This window comes from Bacteroides sp. AR29, from assembly GCF_900217715.1.
In the GTDB taxonomy this organism is placed as follows: Bacteria; Bacteroidota; Bacteroidia; order Bacteroidales; family Bacteroidaceae; genus Bacteroides; species Bacteroides uniformis.
On the sequence record NZ_OBMS01000010.1, the window covers coordinates 82,408 to 107,303 of the forward strand.

Sequence of the window (24,896 nt, forward strand, 5' to 3'; positions counted from 1 at the left end):
TTGACTATTTACAATTTACTATTTATAAATCACCCCACGCTTCCTTCCAGCGAAATGGCAAGCAATTTCTGCGCTTCTACGGCAAACTCCATCGGAAGTTTATTCAAAACCTCTTTGGCATAACCGTTCACAATCAGCCCCACGGCATCTTCCGTAGAAATACCGCGCTGATTGCAGTAGAATATCTGGTCCTCACTGATTTTGCTGGTAGTGGCCTCATGCTCCACGATGGCCGTTTCATTGTGAATATCCATGTAGGGGAAAGTATGCGCGCCGCATTTGTCACCAAGTAGCAAGGAGTCGCACTGGCTGTAATTACGAGCATTGTCCGCTTTCTGTGCCACGCGCACCAAGCCGCGGTAAGAGTTTTCGCTCTTTCCGGCAGAAATGCCTTTGCTCACAATGGTGCTCCGGGTATTCTTGCCCAGATGAATCATCTTTGTTCCCGTGTCTGCCTGCTGATGGTTATTGGTTACTGCCACACTATAGAACTCCGCTGTCGAATTGTCGCCGGAAAGGATGCAAGACGGATACTTCCAGGTAATGGCCGAACCTGTTTCCACTTGCGTCCAAGACAGTTTACTGTCCACCCCTTTACAATGGCCACGCTTCGTCACAAAGTTATAGACACCACCCCGGCCCTCGGCATCACCGGGATACCAGTTCTGCACGGTGCTGTATTTCACTTCTGCACGGTCGTGCACCACAATTTCCACAATGGCCGCGTGCAACTGGTTCTCGTCACGCATCGGAGCCGTACACCCTTCCAGATAAGAAACGTACGAATCATCATCCGCCACAATCAAGGTTCTTTCGAACTGCCCCGTATTGCGGGCATTGATGCGGAAATAGGTGGACAACTCCATCGGACAACGTACCCCCTTCGGGATATAGACAAAAGAACCGTCGGAGAACACCGCCGAGTTCAGTGCCGCAAAGAAGTTGTCACGATAAGGCACCACCGAACCGAGATATTTCTGTACCAAGTCGGGATGCTCGCGTACAGCCTCGCTGAACGAGCAGAAGATGATTCCTTTCTCCATCAGCGTCTCCTTGAAGGTAGTCTTTACAGACACCGAGTCCATAACGGCATCCACAGCCATACCGCTTAACGCCATCTGTTCTTCCAGCGGAATGCCCAGCTTATTGAAAGTCTTTATCAACTCAGGGTCCACCTCATCCATGCTTTTCGGTCCTTCCTTCTTCTTCGTAGGGTCGGCATAGTAGGATATGGCCTGATAATCTATTTCGGGAATGCGGAGATGTGCCCATGTAGGCATCTCCAATGTCAGCCAGTGGCGATATGCCTTCAGGCGGAACTCCAGCAACCATTCCGGTTCTCCCTTCTTCTCAGAGATAAGCCGCACTACATCTTCATTCAGCCCGCGCTCAATGATGTCTGTATGCACGTCGGTCGTGAAACCGTACTTATACTTCTCCTGAGTGAGTTCCTTTACATATTTATTGGGTTCTTCTTGTTGCATCACTTCTATAATTACAAATTATGAATTACAAAATCACGGTTCACGGTATCAGTCAAAGTCTCCGTTTACAATCTGCTCCGTAACCGCCTTTGCCGCGGGAAAGAATATCCCGGCAAACTCTTCCATAGGATAATATAACACTGATTCTTTCTTTTTTGTTTTGCTAATCAGCGTATTGTCTCCGTCTATAAATTCGATGACACCAATCAGCAGGCTCGTCAGCAGGAGGTACTTCAAAGCTCCTAGACCAGCCCCCAACCAATGATTGAGCCAGCCCAGCGAGACGGCCTCCATTGCCCGGGTCAGCAGAGAAGCCACCAGGGAGAAGAGCAAGGGAACAGCCAGCCAGATGAGGACAAATGCCAGTACTTGCGCCACTGTCATAGAGTCTGTCAACGTGGGGCACAGCTTCACTGCCAACGAGGCATACAAAGCCTTTGCCGCCAGCAGACCGACAATCAGCCCCAGCAAAGAGGCCAATTGCTTCACAAAACCTTTCATGAAGCCAATGATTGCGCCCAAGCCGAAAGCAGCCAATATGATGATATCTATAATTGCCATAGATTAATGTGATAATGTGGTAATGTGCCAATATGCTAATGAGCAAATGGCTGATATGCAAAATGTGCCAATTGCCCTGCGGCATTTTCTGTACGCGCAGCCAATTGGCACATTAGCATATTTGCACATTATTCAATTATAATGTTTGCTTCACTTCTATTTCTTCGTAAGATTCGATAATATCGCCCACCTTGATATCGTTGCAGTTTGTCAGGCTGATACCGCACTCGAAGTTGGTACCTACCTCTTTCACGTCGTCCTTGAAGCGCTTCAGGGCATTGATGGCACCCGTAAAGATTACGATACCGTCGCGTATCAAGCGGGCCTTGTCGCTGCGTTTCACCTTTCCGGTCTTGACCATGGCACCTGCCACCAGTCCCACCTTCGTGATGTTGAACACTTCGCGCACCTCGATGGTTGCCGTTATCTGCTCCTTCAATGTCGGTGCCAGCATACCTTCCATGGCAGCCTTCACCTCTTCGATGGCATCGTAGATGACGGAGTACTTGCGGATATCCACACCCTCCTGCTCTGCCATCTTGGCGGCAGCACCCGAAGGACGTACCTGGAAACCGACGATAATCGCATCCGAAGCGGCAGCCAGCGAGACATCCGATTCGGAAATCTGACCGACACCCTTGTGGATTACGTTTACCTGCACCTGCTCCGTAGACAGCTTGATTAAAGAGTCGCTCAACGCTTCCACAGAACCGTCCACGTCACCCTTCACAATCACGTTCAGCTCATGGAAGTCACCCAGCGCCAGACGGCGGCCCACTTCGTCGAGCGTCAGCATCTTCTGCGTACGCAGACCTTGTTCACGCTGCAACTGTTCGCGTTTGTTGGCAATCTCGCGTGCTTCCTGCTCCGTTTCGATTACGTGGAACGTGTCGCCAGCAGCAGGTGCACCGTTCAAGCCCAATATCAGGGCAGGTGTAGAAGGACCAGCCTCCTGCATGCGTTGGTTACGCTCATTGAACATAGCCTTCACCTTACCGTAGCTGGTACCCGCCAGCACGATGTCGCCCATTTTCAAGGTACCGTTGGAAACGAGTACCGTAGCCACATAGCCACGACCCTTATCCAATGAGGACTCGATAATGGAACCGGTAGCACGGCGGTTCGGGTTTGCTTTCAGCTCCAGCATTTCTGCTTCGAGCAGCACTTTCTCCATCAACTCGGGTACACCGATACCCTTTTTGGCAGAGATATCTTGCGACTGATACTTACCGCCCCACTCTTCCACCAAGAAGTTCATGGCAGCCAGCTCTTCCTTAATCTTGTCGGGATTGGCAGTCGGTTTATCAATCTTATTGATTGCAAATACAATAGGAACACCCGCAGCCATGGCATGGTTGATGGCTTCCTTTGTCTGCGGCATCACGTTGTCGTCAGCAGCCACAATGATGATGGCAATATCCGTAGCTTTGGCACCACGGGCACGCATGGCGGTAAACGCCTCGTGGCCCGGAGTATCGAGGAATGTAATCTTACGTCCGTCGTCCAGCGACACGTGGTAGGCACCAATGTGCTGTGTGATACCACCCGCTTCACCGGCAATCACATTCGCCTTACGGATATAGTCGAGCAATGAAGTCTTACCGTGGTCTACGTGACCCATCACCGTTACAATCGGAGCGCGAGGTTCCAAATCTTCCTCATCATCCTCTTCCTCTACGATAGCCTGCGCCACTTCTGCACTTACATATTCTGTCTTGAAGCCGAATTCCTCAGCCACCAGGTTGATGGTCTCGGCATCCAGACGCTGGTTGATGGATACCATCATGCCAATGCTCATACAAGTGGCGATGACCTGAGTAACAGAAACATCCATCATGCTTGCCAACTCGTTGGCCGTCACGAATTCCGTAATCTTCAGTACCTTGCTTTCTGCCATTTCCATGTCTTCCAATTCCTGCATACGGCTGGAAGCCATGTCACGTTTTTCCTTACGATACTTGGCACCTTTGTTCTTTCCTTTGGAAGTGAGGCGTGCCAAAGTTTCCTTTACCTGCTTTGCTACATCTTCCTCGCTAACCTCCTGCTTGATGACCGGCTTCTTGAAGCGGTCCTTATTGCGGTTGCGGTTATTATTGGCATTGTTTCCACCAGGCTGGTTTCCACCTTGCGGGCGGGCACCCTGACCTTGCTGGGCACCTGCGTGTCCACGGTCGTTGCCACCACGCTGGAAGTTGGAAGCATTGTTGATGTCCACTTTCTCCTTATTGATACGGACACGTTTCTTCTTGCCGTTGGCATCACCGGCAGCGGTATCCTTCAACTTGCTGTCATCACGGCGGATTTCCTTGATGATAGCTTCCTTCATCTGCTTCTTCTGATCCTGACGAATCTTTTCCTTCTCTTCACGCTCCTTGCGTTTCTCCTCTTTCGATTTCTTCTTTGGGCGTGTGGATTGGTTCAGGGCCGCCAAGTCTATCTGTCCGATAACATTAATCTTCGAAACAAACTCAGGCTGATGTATCTTGAAGATTTCTTCTCCTTCTTCTTTCCCCTCTTTTTCAACCGGTGCTTCTTCAGCTGCCGGTGCGGGAGCAGGCGCTTCTATCATTTCTTCCTTTTTAGATTCTTGTTGAGCCTCTACAACCGGAGCAGGCTCTTCCTTGACAACGGGTTGTGGCTGCGGTTCCGAAACGGGCTGCGGCTCGGGCTCAGATGCCGGCTGTACCTCCGGTTGCGGCTGTGGTTCCGGTTGGGGAGCAGGAGCAGGTTCCGGTTTCGGCGTTTCTACAACTGCCGGTTCCTCCACCTTCTTCTCCTCTACCGCTTTTTCCGCTTCTTTCTCTTTTTCCTGAGCAGGAGCAGGTCTACGGTTCAGTTTGTCCAAATCAATCTTGCCTACCGGCTTGAACTTCGGACGTGCGTCTTCCGGAACAACCGTCTTAATCTCTTCGGGCTTCGCTTTCTCCTGCGTTTCCCTATAGCCGTCAATAGACACGGACGCCTTGTTGCGGTCCTTGCTCTGACGTTCCTGGCTGAAACGCTCCGACTTTATCTTAAGGTCCTTATCTGTACTAAACTCCTTTTTGAGCAGTTCGAACTGTTCATCCGTAATTTTTGTGTTCGGATTTGCCTCAACGGTAAATCCCTTCTTTTGCAGGAACTCGACAGCCGTCGTAATCCCTACATTTAAATCTCTTGTTACTTTGTTTAACCTTATCGTCATCAATTTTTTCTATTTACGATTTAACCATTTACGATTTACGATTGATAATACTCGGAGCGGAACGACTTACATTTACAATCAAACTCTAATCGTAAATCGTAAATCGTAAAATCGTAAATCATTCATTCTCCTCTTCAAACTCCTGTTTCAAAATGCGCAATACCTCGTCCACCGTCTCTTCTTCGAGGTCCGTCTTCTCAATCAACATCTCACGGGGAGCGTTCAACACAGCCTTAGCCGTATCGATACCGATAGCCTTGATGGCATCGATAACCCAACCGTCTATTTCATCACGGAATTCGTCCAAGTAGATGTCTTCATCCTCTATGGCCTCATCCAACTCACGGAACACGTCGATGGTGTACTCAGTCAACATACTGGCAAGCTTGATATTCAAACCGCCTTTACCGATAGCCAGCGACACCTCTTCGGGTTTCAAGAACACTTCAGCCTTGCGTTCTTCCTCGTTCAAGCGGATGGAAGAAATCTTGGCAGGGCTCAAGGCACGCTGTATAAACAACTGGATATTGGACGTATAGTTGATAACGTCGATATTCTCGTTGCGAAGCTCGCGGACAATACCATGAATACGGCTACCCTTCACACCCACGCAAGCACCTACCGGATCGATACGGTCATCGTAGCTCTCAACGGCAATCTTGGCACGCTCGCCGGGGATGCGGGCAATCTTCTTGATGGTAATCAGTCCGTCATTGATTTCGGGTACTTCCATTTCGAACAGACGTTGCAGGAAGACGGGCGACGTACGGCTCAGGATAATCTTCGGATTATTATTCTTGTTGTCCACACGTGCCACTACGGCGCGGGCGGTCTCGCCCTTGCGGTAGAAGTCACTCGGTATCTGTTCGGTCTTGGGCAGCAACAGTTCGTTGCCTTCATCATCGAGCAGCAGCATCTCTTTCTTCCAAATCTGGTAGACTTCCGCATTGATGATGGTACCCACTTTATCAATGTATTTGTTGTAAATACTATCTTTCTCCAGTTCCAATATCTTGGAGGCCAGTGTCTGGCGCAAGTTCAAGATGGCACGGCGACCGAAGTTCGCGAAGATAACTTCATCCGTCACTTCCTCGCCCACTTCATAAGAAGCATCAATCTTTTGTGCTTCGGACAATGCAATCTGCAGGTTCGGGTTTTCCAAATCCTCGTCTGCCACTACCTCACGGTTACGCCATATTTCGAAGTCACCCTTGTCCGGGTTTACAATTACGTCGTAATTCTCATCGGTACCGAACATTTTCGCAATCACACTACGGAACGACTCCTCGAGTACGCTTACCATCGTGGTTCTGTCGATATTCTTCAGTTCCTTAAATTCCGAAAATGTATCTATCAAGCTGACAGTTTCTACTTTTTTGGCCATAGTCTTATTTAAAACTGATTAAGTATTTAGTGTATTTTATCTCTTCATACGTAAAGGTCAAGTCCTCGTCCACCAGCTTGGGACGCTTGGCACCTTCCTCTTTCACTTTCTTCTGAATGGTCACGACGAAATGCTGTTCGTCGGCTTCCTTCAACACGCCGCTGAGCTTGCGGCCGTCCTTTGCCAGCACTTCCACTTCCTTGCCGATGTGGTTAATGTACTGCTGCAGTACCTTAAAGGGCTGTCCGATGCCGGCCGAACCGACTTCCAACTCATAATCCTCATCCTCACGGTTCAACTTGGACTCGATGTAGCGGCTCAGCTCTACGCAGTCCTCAATCCAAACACCTTCTTTGTGGTCTATTTCCACCAAAATCTTGTCATCCGGGCTGATTGTCACCTCCACAAGGAAGTAGTCCTTTCCTGCCAGCCACTCGTCAACAATCTGACAAACAGTTTTCTTTTCTATCATAGATTAACCATTAGGAACAAAAAAGAGGAGCTTAATCGCCCCTCCACCTTTCATCCGTTTTCGGTTGCAAAGATATAAATAATCTGTTCGACTACAAAATATTAGAGAAAAAAAGATTGATTTAACGGTTCAAACGGGAATTATATTACAAACACACCCTTTCAACACTTCAAGATAAGGGGTAAAACATATAATCTTATGAGACAGAAGCTTATACTTTATGAAATGAATTATCACGTTCCATACTGCATGAGATGCACATGTCAAGCACAACGAGATGTGCATCTCGGACAACATGAGATGTACATCTCAAGCATACAATCTCTATTGTTTCAGGAAAAGAAGTAAGGAGATACAAACGGAAAGAAGATACTGTTGAAAGACAACGCGGAAAAATAAAAGGCCGATAGCTTGTTTCATGCTATCGGCCCTTTTACTATGGTTCTAAAGGTCTAAAAGACCTTGTCGTATCACTTATTCGGAGTCTCCCACTTCTTGGTATCCGTACAAACCACGTTCACCGTTTGGTCACCCGTCTGGATGCGGAAGTCACCTTTCTCCAAAATCCACTTGCCATCATAGCCTACGAAAGCAAGGTCGGAGCCTTTCAGTTTCAGAGTCACGGTCTTTGTCTCGCCCGGTTTCAGTTCCACTTTCTCGAAAGCGCGAAGACGGCGGGTATCGGGAGTAAGGGAGGCAACGAGGTCACTGCTGAAGAGCAACACGCTCTCCTTGCCGACACGGTCACCGGTATTCTTCACATCTACAGTGAAAGTAAGCACATCATCAGCGGTAAAGTCCGACTTATCCACCTTGAGGTTACTGTATGCAAAAGTAGTATAACTCAATCCATAACCGAACGCCCACTGTACAGATACTTGCGCATCGTAGTTATAAGCACCTTCCATCTGCTTGCCGATGTGTTCGCACGGTTTGTAGTCGTACGTAATCAGAGAGTTGATTTCCTTCGGATAAGTGAAAGGCATCTTTCCGCTGAAGTTGGCGTCACCGGCAATGAGGTTTGCCAACGCATCACCGCCATAGTTGCCCGGAAGCATAGTATTGACAACAGCCTTAGCCAAAGGCTCGATGTCAGCAATCAGGCGAGGACGACCTTCGTTCAACACCAGAATGATGGGCTTCCCGGTCTTGGCAAGAGCCTTCACCAAATCGAGCTGGTTCTGGGAGAGGAAGAGGTTCGTCAGGTTACCCGGAGTCTCGCAGTAAGAGTTCTCACCGATGCAGGCAACGATGTAGTCGGCACCGGCAGCGGCAGCTACAGCTTTCTCTATCTCCGGAGTGTTTTCTTCCCACCAGTTGCCACCTTGCTTATAAGTGACACCGGCTTCGTAAATGATATTGTCCGCACCGAATTTATTGGTGAAGGCTTCAAGAATCGTATTGTATTGGCTTGCATGCTCGTCGGCCTTGTCGCCCTGCCATGAATAGGACCAGCCACCGTTGAGGCAACGCATGGAATTGGCATTCGGACCGGTAACCAGCAGTTTCTTGCCTTTTGCCAACGGCAATATACCGTCTGTATTCTTCAGGAGTACCAAAGACTCTTCGGCAGCCTGCAATGCAGCAGCGGCATGTTCCGCACTACCGAACAACGGGAAGTCTTTCAAGTCATAATAGGGCTTTTCAAATAGGTTGAGACGGTACTTCAAACGCAGCACACGACGTACAGCATCGTCTATACGGCTCATGGGAACTTCACCTTCTTCCACCAGCTCCTTCAAGAGTGTACAGAACTTCCAGTCGTACGGGTCCATAGACATGTCGATACCGGCATTGATGGCGAGCTTGATGGCTTCCTTCTTGTCCTTGGCAATGTGGTCGCGGCTATAAAGGTTGTTGATGTCCGCCCAGTCGGTCACGATCATACCGTCCCAGTTGAGGTCTTCTTTCAGCCACTTGGTCAGCAGCTCATAGTTGGCATGGAAAGGCAGGCCGTTGTTCATGGCGGAGTTCACCATCACGGAGAGGGCACCTGCCTTCACCATTTCCAGATAAGGAGCAAAATGCTTCTCACGCATATCCTGCTCGGTGATGGAAGACGGCGTACGGTCCTTACCGGAAACGGGGACACCATAACCCATATAATGCTTCATACAAGCGGCAACGTTGTTCCCGCCAATCAGGTTGGGGTTCTCTCCCTGGAAACCGATAACGGCTTCACGTCCCATTTCGGCATTGACGTAGGCGTCTTCACCATAGTTTTCCCACATACGCGGCCAGCGCGGGTCACGCCCGAGGTCGGTCACCGGGGCATACGTCCAGGGAATGCTTCCCGCCTTTGTTTCATAAGCGGAGATGCGTGCACCTTCACGTGTCAGTTCACGGTTGAAGGTAGCTCCCATATTGACGCCTTGCGGGAAGAAAGTACCACCCAGCGTATAGGTAGTTCCGTGTATCTGGTCTACACCGTACACACAAGGAATACCCATCACCTCCATGGATTTCTCCTGAATGCGTTTGATGATTTCCTGCCACTTCTCCACGCTCTGTGCCACACCGTTGGGCACGTTCAAGATGGAGCCTACTTTGTATTTTCCGATGACAGAGTCGAGCATCGCCTCATCCAACTGGAAGCCCTTGGCATTCTCAATGCCTTGGATACGCATATAGAGCTTCATCATCACATCCTGCGAAGGCATCTCCTTGCCCAGCTTGAATTCCTTTTCAAGCTTGTATCTCTTGATGATTTTTTGCAGGTCCTTCACCGTGATGTTCTTCGGGTCGAGGCCGGCAAAGGGATTGGCGCGTTTCTGCAGGAGGTCGATAGTGAGTTCGCACATCTGACCGACTTTCTCGTCAAGCGTCATCTTCTTCAGCAAAGTCTCAATCTGCTGTTCTATTTTCTCGTCTCTTGGAATGGCAGGCGCAACAGTGGTCTGCGCCGTAGCAGTAAGCACTAACCCTGATAGGGCTAAAGATAAGATTAACTTTTTATTCATGGTTGTGATATTGGTTTATAATAGTTGCACTATCTGTTTATACGAGGCACAAAGATAAGAACATCCTGCCATACCAAAGGGTACAACAGGATGTTTTTTAGGGTATGATTTGTTATCTTTTCAGACAATCCTACTCTCATCTCTTCAAGAGGCTCATCGGTTCCTGAAGTTTCAAGATGTTGTTCGTCTTCTGCGTTGCGGCAGCTACTTCAGCCTCCAGCGTAGCCTTGATGTCGCGTGAGGAAGCCCCGACGAGGAACTTGTAGTTTCCGGGAGTTACCACCCATGCCGATGCAGCCTCATCGTAGGAAGCCAGGTCGGCAGCATTCACTTTCAGCGTCACCACAGTAGTTTCGCCCGGTTTCAGTTCCTTGGTCTTGGCGAAAGCTTTCAGTTCCTTTTCGGGTTTGTTGGCGTCTGCAGCATCGGGAGCGGATACATAAAGCTGAACCACTTCCTTGCCTGCTACCTTACCGGTGTTCTTCACTTCTACAGACACGGTATAGACACCGTTGTCTGCCTTGACAGCAGCCTTGTCGTAAGCAAAAGTGGTATAGGAAAGACCGTAACCGAAAGGATAGGAAACCTGCTTGCCGAAGGTGTCGAAGTAACGGTAACCCACGTAGATGTCCTCTTCGTAATTGGTATAGTCCACGTTCTTCACGTCGTTCTTCTTCCCGCCTTTGTTCATAAGGTCGGTGCTTACACGCATGTCTATCGGGAAGTTGTCGGAAGAAGCAGCATCTTCAAACTTCACCGGGAAAGTCATTGTCAGCTTGCCCGAAGGAGAAGCCTTGCCACTCAGTACGTCGGCCACACTGTTTCCTCCCTCCTGGCCTGCCTGCCATGCACAAAGGATGGCATCGGGAACAGATTTCCAAGAAGCGGTTTCAATCACCCCGCCGATGTTGAGTACCACCACTACCTTCTTTCCGGCAGCATGGAAAGCATCGGACACGGCTTTCAGCATGTCCTGCTCTTCTTTGGTAAGGTTGAAGTCAGCTACCATACGGTCGAGGAACTCACCAGAGGTACGTCCCAGCGTCACCAGTGCCACATCGGCCTTGGCAGCCTGCTCGCGGATGACCTGTGCGGACACAGCCATCTCAGCCGGACGGGTATCGGGCATGAACCACTCTTTCTTATCTTTGGACAGACGTTCTTTCTCGGCTTTCAGGTAAGCTTCATAGCTATTCTTCAGCGCTTCATCCACCACATAGCCGGCATTCTTCAAGCCGTCCAATAGCGAAACGGTATAAGCGCGGTTCACGTTGCCCGAACCTGTACCGCCTGCAATGAAATCGTAGGAAGTGCAACCGAAGAGTGCCACGTTCTTCACGTCGGCAGCCAGCGGCAGAGCACCGTTATCGTTCTTCAGCAATACCATGCCTTCCGTTGCCGACTGGCGAGTAACGGCAGCATGCGCCTTCAAATCAGGCTTGTTGGAGTATTTATATCCCTTGAAGTGGGGAGTCTGGAGAATCATCTCCAGAATACGCTTCACATTCTGATTGAGGATGGCTTCATCTAACGCTCCGTCCTGCACACCCTTCACGATGGCTTCGTACTGCTTGGGCAGACCGGGCTGCAACATGTCGTTGCCTGCCACCATCTGTGCCACGGCATCCTTGCCGCCAAACCAGTCGGTCATCACCATGCCCTTGAAGCCCCATTCGTCGCGCAACATCGTTGTCTGCAACTCCTTGTTTTCCGAAGTGTAGACACCGTTCAGGTAGTTGTATGAGGACATCACGGTCCAAGGAGCGGATTCCTTCACGGCAATCTCGAACCCTTTCAAGTAGATTTCGCGCAAGGCGCGTGGAGATACATGCGCATCCGTAGCCATACGGTTGGTTTCCTGGTTGTTCACAGCAAAGTGCTTGATACTGGTACCCACACCGTTGCTCTGCACACCACGTACGTAGGCGGCGGCAATCTTACCCGACACCAACGGGTCTTCGGAATAATACTCGAAGTTACGTCCGCAAAGCGGGTTACGGTGAATGTTCAGCGCCGGAGCCAACAGCACGTCCGCACCGTATTCCAGCACTTCGTTACCGATGGATTGACCTACACTTTCCACCAGTTCCTGGTCCCAGGTAGAGGCGAGCAAAGTTCCGATAGGGAAATGAGTACAATAGTACGTAGCCGAATCCCCCTCACGCTTGGGGTCGATACGCAGTCCGGCGGGACCATCAGCCAGCACCACAGCGGGAATGCCGAGGCGTTCAATCGGGTATGTGGTTCCTGCCGCACCCGGCACTAGCTTTCTCGTTGCACCGATTACGGCACTGTCACCCGAGAAACCTGCCATACCGGTACCCACTACCAGATGCGCCTTTTCTTCCAAGGTCATGGCGCCAATCACCTCATCCAGAGAGGACTTTCCAAGCTGCGGCACACCCGGTCCGCAAGCTGACAAAACAGCCATTGCTGCTGCCATGGATATGATATTCTTCTTCATAATCTTATTTAAATATCTTCGGTGCGAATTCTGTCAGGTAAATACGCCAGTTCTTCCAGATATGACCTTCTCCGGTTTCATAATATTCATATTTGTAACCCTTCTCGTCCAACATCTTGCGGTAGTCGCTGTTGGCCTGGAACAAGAAGTCTTTATTACCGATAGCGATGTAATAGAGTGACGGTTTCTTGGCAAACTGGGTTTTCAGTTTGGCTTCAAGGTTGTCATAAATCGGAGACTTCACATCTTTGTTGGGCATGATGGCAGCCGAGAACAGCCCTACATAGTCGAACATGTCCGGATATTGCTTGGAGATGTGCATGGAGTGGAAACCTCCCATAGAGAGACCAGCAATGGCACGCCCCTTCTTGTTGGCCTGTGTACGGTAAGTCTTATCAATGAATTTCACCACGTCGGGGAAAGCCGTTTCGAAAGAGCCTTCCATCGTCTTGGGCAGATTCATGTTGGGAGCGGCAAAGCCCAGTGAAGATTCACCCGGAGCTGCTTCCAATGCGGCGTTGCCGTTGGTCATCACTACAATCATCGGCTTGGCCTTGCCTTGGGCGATGAGGTTATCCAGAATCTGTGCCGTACGTCCCAGTTCGCTCCATGCGTTCTCGTCGCCACCCATGCCGTGCAGCAGGTAGAAGACGGGGTAGCGCTTGCCGCTTGTCTCATATCCGGCAGGCGTATAGACAGTCAGGCGGCGGTCCATACCCAGCGTGGGGCTGTTGTACCATACCTTAGATACCGTTCCATGAGGAACCTTATTCACTTTGTAGAGATCGATGCGCTCGTCACCACCGATGATGAATACATTCGTCACGCTTGCCACGTCTCGAATCATATAGACGTTGGCAGGGTCGTTAATCTTCAGTCCGTCTACCAGGAAAGTGTAGCTGTAGAGTTCTGGTTTCAGCGGTTCGGGAGTAGTGAATTCCCACACACCGTCCTTGTTCTCTTTCAAATCTGCCACACCCGGACCATCAAACTCACCAAAAGGAGTCTTGATTTTCTGCGTAGGCAGGAAGTCGCCGGTTACTTGCACCTTTACGGCTTTCGGCGCCTTCAAGCGGAAAGTTACTGTATTGTTGTCGTGTATCTCAGGTGATACCACGGGGGCACCGCCCCAGAGAGCTTGTTGCGCGAAAGTCATCGCACACATCAGCAACAGAGCTGATAAAATAGAAATTCTTTTCATAATGAGTTTGTTATTTTGTTATTAAACAGATAGTCTATAATCCTGCACTTCGGATTGGCGAAGTGCAGGGTGAATCAATCGGCACGAAGTCACTTGAACAACTTCGGCGCGAACTCCGTCAGATAGATGCGCCAGTTCCTCCAGATATGTCCCTCGCCCGTTTCCAGATACTCGTACTTGCAACCGTTGTCATCGAGCAGTTTGCGGAAGTCCGTCACGCTCTTGAAGACAAAGTCACGGTTGCCGCAAGCGATGAAATAGAGTGCCGGTTTCTTGGCAAACTGCGTCTTCAGTTTACCCTCGAAGTCGGTATAGACCGGACAAGTGGACTTATCGTTTCTGGAAGCAGTACCCGAGAACAAGCCCACATAGTCGAACATATCCGGATAGTACTTCGAGATGCTGCAAGAGTGGAAGCCACCCATCGAGAGGCCTGCAATGGCACGGTGCTTCTTGTCCGGCAATGTGCGGAAGTTCTTCTCCACGAATTTCACGATTTCCGGGAAAGAAAGTTCGAAGCCTCCTTCCGGAGCGGAAGCACGTTCCTTCGGACTCATGGAAGGGACAGTGAAACCTTTGGGCGATTCACCGGGAGCGGCATCCTGCCAGGCATTGCCGTTGGTCATCACTACAATCATCGGTTCTGCCTTGCCCTGCGCTATCAGGTTATCCAGGATTTGTGAAGTACGGCCCAAGGCAATCCATGCCTCTTCGTCACCTCCGGCGCCATGCAGCAGGTAGAAGACGGGATAACGCTTCTTGCCGTTCTCGTAGCCGGCGGGTGTATAAACCGTCAGGCGGCGGTCCATACCCAGCGTGGGACTATTGTACCACATACGTCTCACTGTTCCGTGAGGCACTTTGTTCACCTTGTAGAGGTCGGCACGGTCACCGCCGATGATGAACACATTCGTCACAGTTGCCACATCACGAATCATATAGACGTTGCCGGGATCCATTATTTTCAGCCCGTCCACAAAGAAAGCATAGCCATAAAGTTCGGGTTTCAGCGGTTCGGCAGTGGTATATTCCCACACGCCGTCCTTGCCCTCCTTCATATCGACGATGCCCGGAGCGTCATACTCGCCCCTCGGTGTCTGGATGGTGTGCGGCGGCAGGAAGTCACCCGTCAACTGCACCTTCACGGCTTTCGGCGCCTTCAGGCGGAAAGTGACCGTATTGTCATCGTGAATCTCCGGCGAAACTACCGGAGCACCGCCCCACAAGGCTTGTTGCGCAAAGCTCATTGCACACATCAGCAACAAAGTAAATAAAAGTGTAAATTTCTTCATAATCATTTTAATTGTTTAAGGAGTTGGAGAAAGTTGAAGGGAATCAAATCTCATTTCTCAAAGCACCGGCTCACAAAAGGCAAACACATATACAATGCCGAATGCCAGTATTCACTGGTGTGCCCTCCGTCGCGCACGCGGAACTGGCAAGGAATGCCGGCATTGCGCATCGCCTGGAAGAACTCGATGTTACGGTCGAGCAGGAAATCATCGTCACCGCAATCCACAAACCACTGCACGGTGCGCAGAGCAGCTTTACGGGCCTCATCAGCCTCCAGCACATACTTGATGCAACTATGCTCCTGCACCGAACGGGTCAGCACAGCCATCTTGTTTGTGGGGTCGGGGTCTTTTCCCGCCGCCTCACCACTGACGGGGATGTTCATCAAGGCACTCATGGCGTATGCCGCACAATAGAGGTCGGGATAGCGCTGCGCGTAGCTCGTGGTTCCGCCTCCACCCATCGAAAGGCCCGCAACGGCACGATGCTGACGGTCGCCCACCACACGGTAGGTCTTCTCGATATAGGGCATGAACTCCTTGTAGAAGAAATCCTCGTAAGCCCATCCCGGCATGTTGAAGTAGCCGTTCCAGCACGTGGCCGGATTGCCTCCGGCGTTGGGGCTGACGATAATCATCTCGCACGCCTCGCCCGATGCCGTCAACTGGTCCATCACGTCCTTCACACGCTGGTCCGTAAACCAGCTGGTATTCACCCCCGACATGCCGTGCAGCAGGTAGAGAATGGGATACTTCCTGTCTGCCTCCTTGTCATAGCTCTGAGGCAGATAGATGGTATAGGCGCGGTGCGTCTTCAGCACCGTGCTGTAGATGCTGTCGGTCACGACCTTGCTTTGTGGTCCCCATGCAGGATTCTGTGCATTTGCCATCCACAACGAGCAGACGGCAAAAAGAGAAAGTATCAATCTTTTCATGGCATAGATTTTAAAAATGTACTACAAAATAAGTGCTTTCCATTCTAAAATGGATTGATATATATCAGTTTTTTCAGGTGATGTATATGCACACCTCATCTCTTCACCATGGGATGCACAGCCACCGGCACTTGTGCCCGCATGGCATCGTGCACTTTCTGCTTGCGTGCCTTTGCCACCTTCTGCACCGTGGTGCAACGCACGTCGGCCGAAGAGGCGGCAGCCATCCATTGATATTCACCCTTGGCCAACTCCCAAGAGCTGCTTTTCTCGTTGAAGGAGGCCATGTCCATCACGTTCCACTCCAATGTCAGGGTCTGGCTCTCGCCGGGTTTCAGCAGGCGGGTCTTGCCGAAGGCTTTCAGTTCCTTGGCGGGCTTGTCCATGCCGCCCTCGGGAGCCTTGACATAGAGCTGCACGGCTTCACGGCCTGCCACCTTGCCGGTGTTCTTCACGCTCACTTTCATGCGGCAGCGGTCACCGTCGATGGCAGCCTCTTCCACCGCATATTCAAAGGTGGTATAGCTCAGTCCGTGGCCGAAGGGGTAAGACACCTCTTTACCGAAGGTATCGAAGTAACGGTAACCCACGTAGATGCCCTCCTCGTAGAGGGTGAAATCGACGTTGCGTTCCGGCTCTTTCGGCTTCTCCTCTTTCTTGTCGGACTTGAAGTTCATGCCGGTACCCATGGCGAACGACGGCATCTTGAACTCATAGTCGAAGGGAAAATTGGCATCCGACGGCGCGTCGCCATACTTCACGGCAAACGTCATGGGCAGCTTACCGCTGGGGTTCACCTTACCCGTCAACACGTCGGCAATGCAGTTGCCCACTTCCTGCCCGGGCTGGAAAGCGCATACCAAGGCATCTGCCAGTTCTTTCCATGAAGCGGTCTCCACGGGGCTGCAGATGTTGAGAACCACCACCAGCTTCTTGCCTGCGGCACGATAGGCGGCAGACACTTGCTTTATCAGAGCCAGTTCGTTCTCCTTCAAGAGGAAATCTTCCACACGGCGGTCGCAGCCTTCACCACTGACACGTCCCAGCGTAAGCACGGCGATGTCGTTGGCTTTCACTTGCGCGGCCAGTTCCTCGGCAGTGGGCAGGAACTCTTCGGCACGGGGCAGCGGAGTGAACGCGAAAGGAGGACGACCGTGGGGGAAGAGGCGTTTCTGCTCGTCGGCCATGTGCTTCTTGTAGCGGTTCAGCAAATCCTTATCTACCGTATAGCCCGCATTGCGCAAGCCTTCTACCATAGACACCGTGTAGTAGCCGAAACCCGTACTGCCGAATCCCATACCGGCAGGAACCATGTCGTAGGAAGTAGTGCCGTAAAGGCCTACCTTCCTGATGCCGGCAGCCATAGGCAGCGCATTCTTGTTGTCCAGCAGCACGATACCCTCGGCACCTACCCGGCGGTCTACTTGCGCGTGGGCTTTGAGGTCGGTCTCGTTGGGATAATTGTAACCGGCAAAGGTGTGGCTCTTCACCACAAACTCCAGCACACGCTTCACGCTGAGGTTGAGGAGCGCCTCATCCAGCGTGCCGTTCTTCACGGCTTCCAGAATGGCGTTGTACTGGCGTTCCTGCCCCGGCTGCAACATGTCATTACCTGCCGCGATGGAAGTCACGGCATCTTTTCCGGCATTCCAGTCGGACATCACCAGTCCCTTGAATCCCCATTCATTGCGGAGGATATCTTCGGTCAGTTCGCGGTCTTCGCAGGTGTATTTGCCGTTCACCTTGTTGTAGGCGGTCATCACGCTCCAGGGCTGAGCCTCCTTGACGGCTATCTCGAAGCATTTCAGATAAAGCTCGCGCAAGGGGCGCTGCGTCAGTCGGGAGTCGTTGTTGTTGCGGTTGGTTTCCTGGTTGTTCACGGCGAAGTGCTTCAGGCAGGTGCCGGTACCTTCGCTCTGGATGCCGTTGATGTAGGCAGCGGCTATCTTGCCCACCAGCACGGGGTCTTCGGCATAATACTCGTGGTTTCGTCCGCAGAGGGCGTTACGCATCAGGTTGACACCGGGGGCGAGGAGCACGTCCATACCGTAGTCTTTCACTTCGGTACCCAGAGCCCGGCCTACATGGTAAGCAGCATCAGGATCGAACGTAGCTGCCACCGTGGTGCTCGAGGGGAATTCGGTGGCGTGATAGGTGCGGCTGTCGAACTCTCGTTTGGAAGCCATCGCCAGGCGGTGCGGTCCGTCGGCAAGGAAAGCCGATGGGATGCCCAGGCGTGGAATGTCGTAGGTACGTCCGGCGGTACCGGGGAACTTGGAGTCACTGCCCATCGACATGCCGCAACCGATGACGAGGTGCACTTTCTCTTCAAGGGTCAGGGCGCTGACCACTTCGTCGATGTTGTCGGCACGCAGCACGGGCGAACCGGTGGTGGGCACCGGCTGTGCATTCACAGCCAGCGCCACGCAAAAGGTGAAAAGGGGAGTTAAGAATCTTTTCATGTCTCAATGCTGTTATTCTTCAAATGTATCGCTTACTTTCTTCAAGAGTTTGGGCAGACAGCCTTTCCAGAAAGCCCAGTCGTGGATGCCGTCACGGGTGATGTACTCGTTGGCGATGCCGCTGCCGTCCAGTGCCTGCTTGAAGCTGTTGGCAGAGCCGAACAAGAAGTCGCCTTTGCCTATTTCAATGGTGATGCCCGGCAGATCTTTCGTGCCCAACATCTCATATAAGTTGGGAGCACCCTCTATGGCGGTGGCAGGACTGCACGCATAGACATAGCAGAACATTTCGGGATGCAGAAAGCTGTAATACAGCGAGCCGAAACCACCCATAGACAGACCTGCAATGGCACGTGTGCCACGTCCGGCTTTCACCTTGAAATTGCTTTCGACGTAGGGAATGAATTCATCAAAGAAGTAGGTCATATACTTCATGTTGTTTCCCTGATAGTTGTCGCAATAGAAAATATTCTGACCGTCGGGGCTTCCGTTGGGACAGACAATAATCATCTCCTTGCCACCCGCAGCCTCGGCTGCACTGGCGTAGGGATTCAGCATACCCTGAGCCATCCAGTCGTTGTGGTTGCCGTCGGCACCATGCAGCAGGTAGAGCACGGGATATTCCTTCTGTCCGTCATAGCTTTTGGGCAGATAGACGGAGAATGGCATCTTGCGCCCCATTACGGCGCTTTCCATCTGCTGGTCGCGCATTTCGTAACCGGTGCCTTGCAGCACGGTGACAAAGCGGTAGTCTGCATCGGCAGCCGTACCGGGGATTTGCGAACCGGTGGCGTCCATGCCCAGCGTAGTGTTCAAACCCTTGCCGGAGAATGTAAAGAGGGTTTCGCCCTCCATGCCCGTAGCAACGGCAATGTTCAGCGTACCTCCAAAAATATACTGCTTGGCATCGTTGGCGATGAAGTAGCTGCCCCAAGACCAGCCGCCCCACTCTGCAGGAAGTGCATTACCCTGAGCCATGGAACCGGCTTCCGACTTGCCGGTCACACTGTAGCTGCCTGCCAAAGCTTCCAGCGGCATGTTTTCCTTGTTGATAAGGTCGAACTGTGCCACCCCGTTGCCGTCAGGGTCACTGACTGCAAACGAATACTGAGATACACCGGGAACGATGCCGACAGGCTGGTTGTTGGCATCCAGCAGATAAACGGGCGATGTGGTAAGAACCGTGGTGTAGCCGCTGGCTTCGGGGTCGTCTTCACCAATCTCAAAAGTGATGGGGCCTTTGTAATCGCAAGAATATTGCGTGCCGGTCTTGCTCATGAAGAGACCGTCAATATAATAAGTATCGCCCAACAAGGTGACTTCCAAGTCACCAGAGGCAATAGTGTCCTGCCCTACAATGCTGTACAGCAATCCGGCGGTAAGCGGTTCCTTCGGCTTGATTTTATCTTCTTCCGACTTAATATCACTTTCTTCTAACTTTTCAAGAAGCTTTGCTTTAAAAACTCCATTTTGCAACACCCAGTCCTTAGAACCTAAGCGCAAGTCCCATTCGTTACCGGCTTCGTCAGCAAACTTAAGGTTGAGCTGTTTCACGCCCTTGCGCAACTTGTCTGTAGATTGTGCTACAATATTCTTATAGACACGTCTTTCCATGTCATACTTTCCGGACAATCCGTCCAGCCCATCTTCGCTACATGCTCCTAAGAAACAAAGCATCAGCAAGGCAGTTAATTGAAATATCTTTTTCATACGAATGTTCTTTATAATATTATATGTATAAGAAATTACCAACCCTCGTTTTGCACCATATTAGGATTCAGTTGTATTTCCTTCAAAGGAATGGGCAGCAGGTTGTGCTTGGACTTGAAACCATAAGAAGAATTGGTATATGGGTATGTCACTCCATCTACTTTGAATGCAGGAACTTTTTTACCTTGATTTCCCAATACAGATTCTGCATCGCCCCAACGAACAAGGTCTTGGAAGCGTACACACTCCATACAAAGTTCCAGACGCTTTTCTTTCTTCACATCGTCAAGGGTAACACTGGAGAGCGGTGCCAACTGGGCACGTTCGCGTATCTGGTTGATATATGCAACAGCTTTATCTTTGCTTCCACCCATTACATGCGCCTCAGCAGCCAACAGTAGCACTTCAGCATAACGCATCACACGCAGGTTGATGTATTGCAGTGCCTGAAAATAAGAAGCGTCATAGATACAGTCTTCTTTCAATGCACGGTTCTTCCAGTTGAAATAACCTTCATGATTTGACAGCATGGCACCTGCATTCAGCGATACGCCAAATTGCTCTACCTGCTCGTAAGTGCGGATAGTTGCGTTCACACGATAGCCATTCTTCCCTTCCATGGCAACGAAAGCATCGTATAGTGACTTACGGGGATTCATAAAGCCATACGTACCAGAAGCAATCGTGGTTTGTGCCTCACCGGTAAGCATCAATTTGTCGGTACGCCATCCCTGCATAATGAATGTCATTGTCATCTGGGTCCATGCCTGCTCTGAGTCATTGCGTTTCTGTACTTCGAGCATCGATTCGCAACTGCCGTTGGCGGCTATATGGAGCAGCTTGTCATATTCACCTTTCCACAACTCATATTTATGGGAATCAATCACCTGATCCAAAATAGAGGCGGCTTCTGCATATTTCTTCTGGAAAAGGTATGCCTTACCCAGCATGGCCTGCGCAACTTCCTTGGTAACACGGATGCCTGTTTCGCTATCGGTCGCACTCTTCTTTGAGGGGAGCACATTGGCATCAAGAGCATCGTTCAAATCCTGTTCGACGAAGCTCCACAACTCTTCGGGCGTGCTGTTTGCCATACGGTATTCTCCCGGAGTAAGCAAATGGTCTACTTTGGGAGCGGTACCAAATAAAGTAACCAGTTCAAAGTTAGCCCATGCACGGAAGAACTTTGCTTCGGCCACCGCCTGTTTCTTTACTTGTGTATCGGGTTCCATCAGGTCAATTATCAGGTTGGCATTGTAGATAATGCCGTACATGCCCGAATATATTCCAGACACCATACTATGGTCAATATCGAAAGTATATTCGTTGAGCCGTTCCATCTCTGAGTTATCACCTCGTCCGCCACCGCCTGTCCATACATCGTCGGCCAACAGATTTTTCACAAAGAACCAGTTGTAATAATTGCCTCCCCAAGCATTGTAGAGAGAAGAGAGTGCCTGCATGGCATCTGCATCCGTTTTGTAGAAGTCTTCCTGACTTCCCATATTGCCGTGCTTCGGAATGTTCAAACGGTCTTCGCATCCGGTTGTTCCTAACAGAGTGGATAAGCCGAACAATGCGACATAAAAATATTTTGCTTTCATATTCTGTATCAATTTTAGGTTTGATTAAAATTCTATGTTAAATCCAAGTACCACTTTCTTTGAGCAAGGATAAGCGCCTTTGTCCACACCCATACCTGCCGTGGCATTGGCTGCGGCTTCGGGGTCGAAGCCCGGATAGCTGGTAAAGGTGAAGAAGTCGTCGAGCGAAGCGTAAAGACGCAGGTTGTTGACGCATACTTTTTTCAACAGTTGTTTCGGAATGGAGTAACCCAATTGAATCTGCTTGATCTTAAAATAAGAGCCATCGTATACCAAGGCATCGGATACGGCATATTTGTCCATATTCTTAGCGTTTGCACCAGGAACAGTTCCTCCGGTATTATTGGGCGTCCAACGGTTGTCATAGAATACTTCCTTCATCTTATTGTAAGTGGGAATATCGGAACGGTTGATGCAATTAAATATGTCATTTCCATGTGAACCGGTAGCAAATACCGTCAAGTCGAAGCCTTTCCAAGCGGCAGTCAATGTCAGACCGTAGGTGAAATCGGGAATAGCATCACCGATATAGTCCAAGTCGCCATCGTTCAAATTACCGCTGTTATCCAAATCGTGGAAAATAGGGTCACCGGTTTCCGGATCTACACCTTTGAATTTATAGCCGCGGAAGTAGTAAACCGGATAGCCTTCTTCAAAGAAGGTGATGGTATTGGTATGGAAGTTCACACCACTCAAACGGGTCAGTGAGGGGTCAAGGTAGGTTACCTCATTTTTCAGTGTGGCAAGGTTACCGCGTACGCTGTACTGGAAGTCACCGATGTGATCGCGCCAGCCCAGTTCGATTTCCCAACCCTTGTTGCTTACGTTACCGGCGTTCATTGGTGAAGTCTTACCTCCCACAATGAGGGACGGGGTAGTACCATTTACCAACAGGTCTTTGGTCTTTTTGTCGAAGTAGTCCAAACTGAAAGTCAGTCGGTCGTTCAAGAAGCGTGCGTCAATACCCACGTTTATCTGTTCAGAAGTTTCCCATTTCAAGTCTTCGTTACCCATAGAGGTAGGAGCTGCACCGGTAATGTAGCTGTTGCCCGGCACAAAGGGATAGATGCCGCCCAATGCCATGTCGGTGCTGTAGGTATAGCCACCCAATGCGGCAAGGCTACCGTTCTGTCCCCAGCTGGCACGCAGTTTCAAACTGCTGATGTGCTTTTTCAAGGGTTCAAAGAACTTCTCTTCGGAAACAGACCAACCGGCAGAAACGGCAGGGAAATAACCCCAACGATTGGAAGCAGGAAGCATAGCGAGGTCAGCTGCATCGGCACGCAACGAAGCCTGCAACATATAGCGTCCGGCAAAGTCATAACCCACACGACCGAAGTAAGACATCTTGGCCGAACGAGTCTTTTCACCGCCTACGCCCTTGGTGGCAGAAGCCGAACCGTAGTTAAGGAAGTAGAACAGCGGGTCGTTCTTCTTCACGGCATCCTCACCGTTGGCAGAAAGACTGCCGTTCACATAATCGTAGGTAGATTCCTGATAGGACATACCCACCATACCGGTCACGGTGTGCATGCCGAAGCGTCTCATGTAGTTGGCGAAGTTCTCCCACTGGTAGTAGATGGAAGTGGAAGAGGTGGCATTGTGACTCACAAAATCACGGCTTTGTGTGGCGTTACCATAGAAAGGAAGGTCTGTGTTGCTCTGGCGTGTACCAGAAAGACGGTAACCGAAACGGGAAGTAATGGTGATGTCCTTGATGGGCTTGAAGTCGGCATAGATAGAACCGTTGACATTGAAACCGCTGTTCTTGTTAGCGTTGTTGTCGCGCATAATTATCGGGTGATAGGATTCACCGCCCAAGAACTTGGAAACAGAATAGTAGTTGCCGTTGCCATCATCAAGCAGGTGCTTGCCTTCGTTCATAGCTTTCAGCATATGGGAGGGTAGTTCCTCGTAGGTATAAGAGAAGGGAGTCAACGGGTCGGCTTGCAGGATGGAAGCCAACATACTGCCGTATTCGTTGTTGGTAGAAACGGTGCGACTGTTGTATTTCTCAATCTGGTTGGTGGTACCCACCTTCAGCCACGGCTTAATTTCGTATTCGCCGTTGATGGTGGCGGTCAGACGTTTGTAAACGTCAGCGTCGCCTTTCACGATACCGTTGTTGTCAAGGTAAGTCAGCGAGAGGTAGTAGTTCCCTTTTTCGTTGCCGTTGGAGAAGGCGATGTTGTGCTTCTGCATCTGGCTGTTCTCGAATATCTCATCAGACCAAGAGGTATTGGTAACACCGTCCCAATTTCTCAACAGGTAGTCCTGTGTATAAGTTTCCGATTCCACCATGTAGTCGATATACTGCTCGGAATTCATCATTTTCGGGATGCGTGCCAATGATTGTGTGGTCCATTGAAAATCATACGTAATCTTGCCTTGTCCGGCTTTACCTTTCTTCGTGGTGATAAGCACTACACCATTACCGGCCTCAGCACCATAGATAGCAGCCGAAGCGGCATCTTTCAAAACTTCCATAGAGGCGATGTCGTTCGGATCGATGCCGCTGATATCGCTCAGGCGAATACCATCTACTACGTAAAGGGGATTGGAAGACACATTGGAGGAATAACCACGCACGCGCACCGTAGGACTGCTGCCCGGAGCTGCCGAGGTCTGGATTACCTGCACACCGGCAGTCTTACCCTGCAAGGCGGCAGGGGCGTTGCTGATGGTACGGTTTTGCATGTCCTCTGCTTTCACCTGCGAAATGGCTCCCGTCACGGAGCTTTTCTTCTGCACACCGTAACCTACTACCACCACTTCGTCCAGCGTCTCGCTGTCTTCTTTCAATACGATGTTCATCACACCGGCAACGGCTTGTTTCTCTTGGGTTACGTAACCGATGTAAGAAAAAATGATTGTCGCTCCCTGATTCACATTCAATGTATAATTACCGTCAATATCGGTAATACAACCGTTGGTAGTACCTTTCTCTACGATACTTACACCAATCATCGGTTCATTCAGGTTGTCAGTCACCTTGCCGGTCACTTTCACGGTCTGGGCTTGTGCCAGAGAGAAAGGAAGGCAGATTAAGAGAAAGAGTGCCATAGCGGCAAGTCTCTTTCGGGCTGCTTGATTCATGATTCGTTTCATTTTAGTTAGTTTAAAATTAGATTTATAGTTACATTTATGGTTACAAGTCAATTATTAGAATTAACTGGGTATCGC

At 50.5% G+C, this 24,896-nt stretch carries 14 protein-coding genes; all 14 read right to left on the reverse strand.

Annotation, left to right across the window (positions count from 1 at the left end; all coding sequences use genetic code 11):
• Nucleotides 1–29: 29 nt before the first annotated feature.
• On the reverse strand, nt 30–1,484 hold the full coding sequence (gene sufB, locus CSD97_RS08555; RefSeq protein WP_005824359.1) for a Fe-S cluster assembly protein SufB: 1,455 nt from the start codon (nt 1,482–1,484) through the stop codon (nt 30–32).
• 48 nt (nt 1,485–1,532) lie between these two features.
• Nucleotides 1,533–2,045: a CvpA family protein gene (locus tag CSD97_RS08560; RefSeq protein ID WP_005833689.1), complete on the reverse strand. Its 513-nt coding sequence runs from the start codon at nt 2,043–2,045 to the stop codon at nt 1,533–1,535.
• A gap of 136 nt (nt 2,046–2,181) precedes the next feature.
• Nucleotides 2,182–5,229, reverse strand: coding sequence for a translation initiation factor IF-2 (gene infB / locus CSD97_RS08565; protein WP_005833691.1), 3,048 nt, complete (start codon nt 5,227–5,229; stop codon nt 2,182–2,184).
• A 118-nt stretch (nt 5,230–5,347) separates the two neighbouring features.
• A complete protein-coding gene (gene nusA / locus CSD97_RS08570) occupies nt 5,348–6,613 on the reverse strand; it encodes a transcription termination factor NusA (protein WP_005833693.1) in 1,266 nt (421 codons plus the stop codon).
• Between the two features lie 4 nt (nt 6,614–6,617).
• The gene (gene rimP / locus CSD97_RS08575) at nt 6,618–7,085 is read right to left on the reverse strand and encodes a ribosome assembly cofactor RimP (protein WP_005824352.1); all 468 of its coding nucleotides are present in this window, start codon (nt 7,083–7,085) and stop codon (nt 6,618–6,620) included.
• A gap of 470 nt (nt 7,086–7,555) precedes the next feature.
• Complete coding sequence (locus CSD97_RS08580) at nt 7,556–10,045, reverse strand: glycoside hydrolase family 3 N-terminal domain-containing protein (RefSeq protein WP_055288451.1); 2,490 nt, start codon at nt 10,043–10,045, stop codon at nt 7,556–7,558.
• Between the two features lie 136 nt (nt 10,046–10,181).
• Nucleotides 10,182–12,509 carry a glycoside hydrolase family 3 C-terminal domain-containing protein gene (locus CSD97_RS08585; protein ID WP_055288452.1) on the reverse strand — a complete coding sequence of 776 codons (2,328 nt, stop codon included), beginning with the start codon at nt 12,507–12,509 and terminating at the stop codon, nt 10,182–10,184.
• Nucleotides 12,510–12,513: 4 nt separating this feature from the next.
• On the reverse strand, nt 12,514–13,710 hold the full coding sequence (locus tag CSD97_RS08590) for an esterase (protein ID WP_098032276.1): 1,197 nt from the start codon (nt 13,708–13,710) through the stop codon (nt 12,514–12,516).
• Nucleotides 13,711–13,799: 89 nt separating this feature from the next.
• Complete coding sequence (locus tag CSD97_RS08595; RefSeq protein WP_044468434.1) at nt 13,800–15,002, reverse strand: esterase; 1,203 nt, start codon at nt 15,000–15,002, stop codon at nt 13,800–13,802.
• Nucleotides 15,003–15,052: 50 nt separating this feature from the next.
• Complete coding sequence (locus tag CSD97_RS08600) at nt 15,053–15,937, reverse strand: alpha/beta hydrolase-fold protein (protein WP_044468431.1); 885 nt, start codon at nt 15,935–15,937, stop codon at nt 15,053–15,055.
• Between the two features lie 95 nt (nt 15,938–16,032).
• Nucleotides 16,033–18,399 (reverse strand): glycoside hydrolase family 3 N-terminal domain-containing protein, encoded by a 2,367-nt coding sequence (locus tag CSD97_RS08605; RefSeq protein ID WP_098032277.1) that lies wholly within the window; start codon nt 18,397–18,399, stop codon nt 16,033–16,035.
• A 12-nt stretch (nt 18,400–18,411) separates the two neighbouring features.
• The gene (locus CSD97_RS08610) at nt 18,412–20,109 is read right to left on the reverse strand and encodes an alpha/beta hydrolase-fold protein (protein WP_118274170.1); all 1,698 of its coding nucleotides are present in this window, start codon (nt 20,107–20,109) and stop codon (nt 18,412–18,414) included.
• A 35-nt stretch (nt 20,110–20,144) separates the two neighbouring features.
• Complete coding sequence (locus CSD97_RS08615) at nt 20,145–21,713, reverse strand: RagB/SusD family nutrient uptake outer membrane protein (protein ID WP_057087443.1); 1,569 nt, start codon at nt 21,711–21,713, stop codon at nt 20,145–20,147.
• A 24-nt stretch (nt 21,714–21,737) separates the two neighbouring features.
• Nucleotides 21,738–24,821, reverse strand: coding sequence for a TonB-dependent receptor (locus CSD97_RS08620; protein WP_098032278.1), 3,084 nt, complete (start codon nt 24,819–24,821; stop codon nt 21,738–21,740).
• Nucleotides 24,822–24,896: the final 75 nt, after the last annotated feature.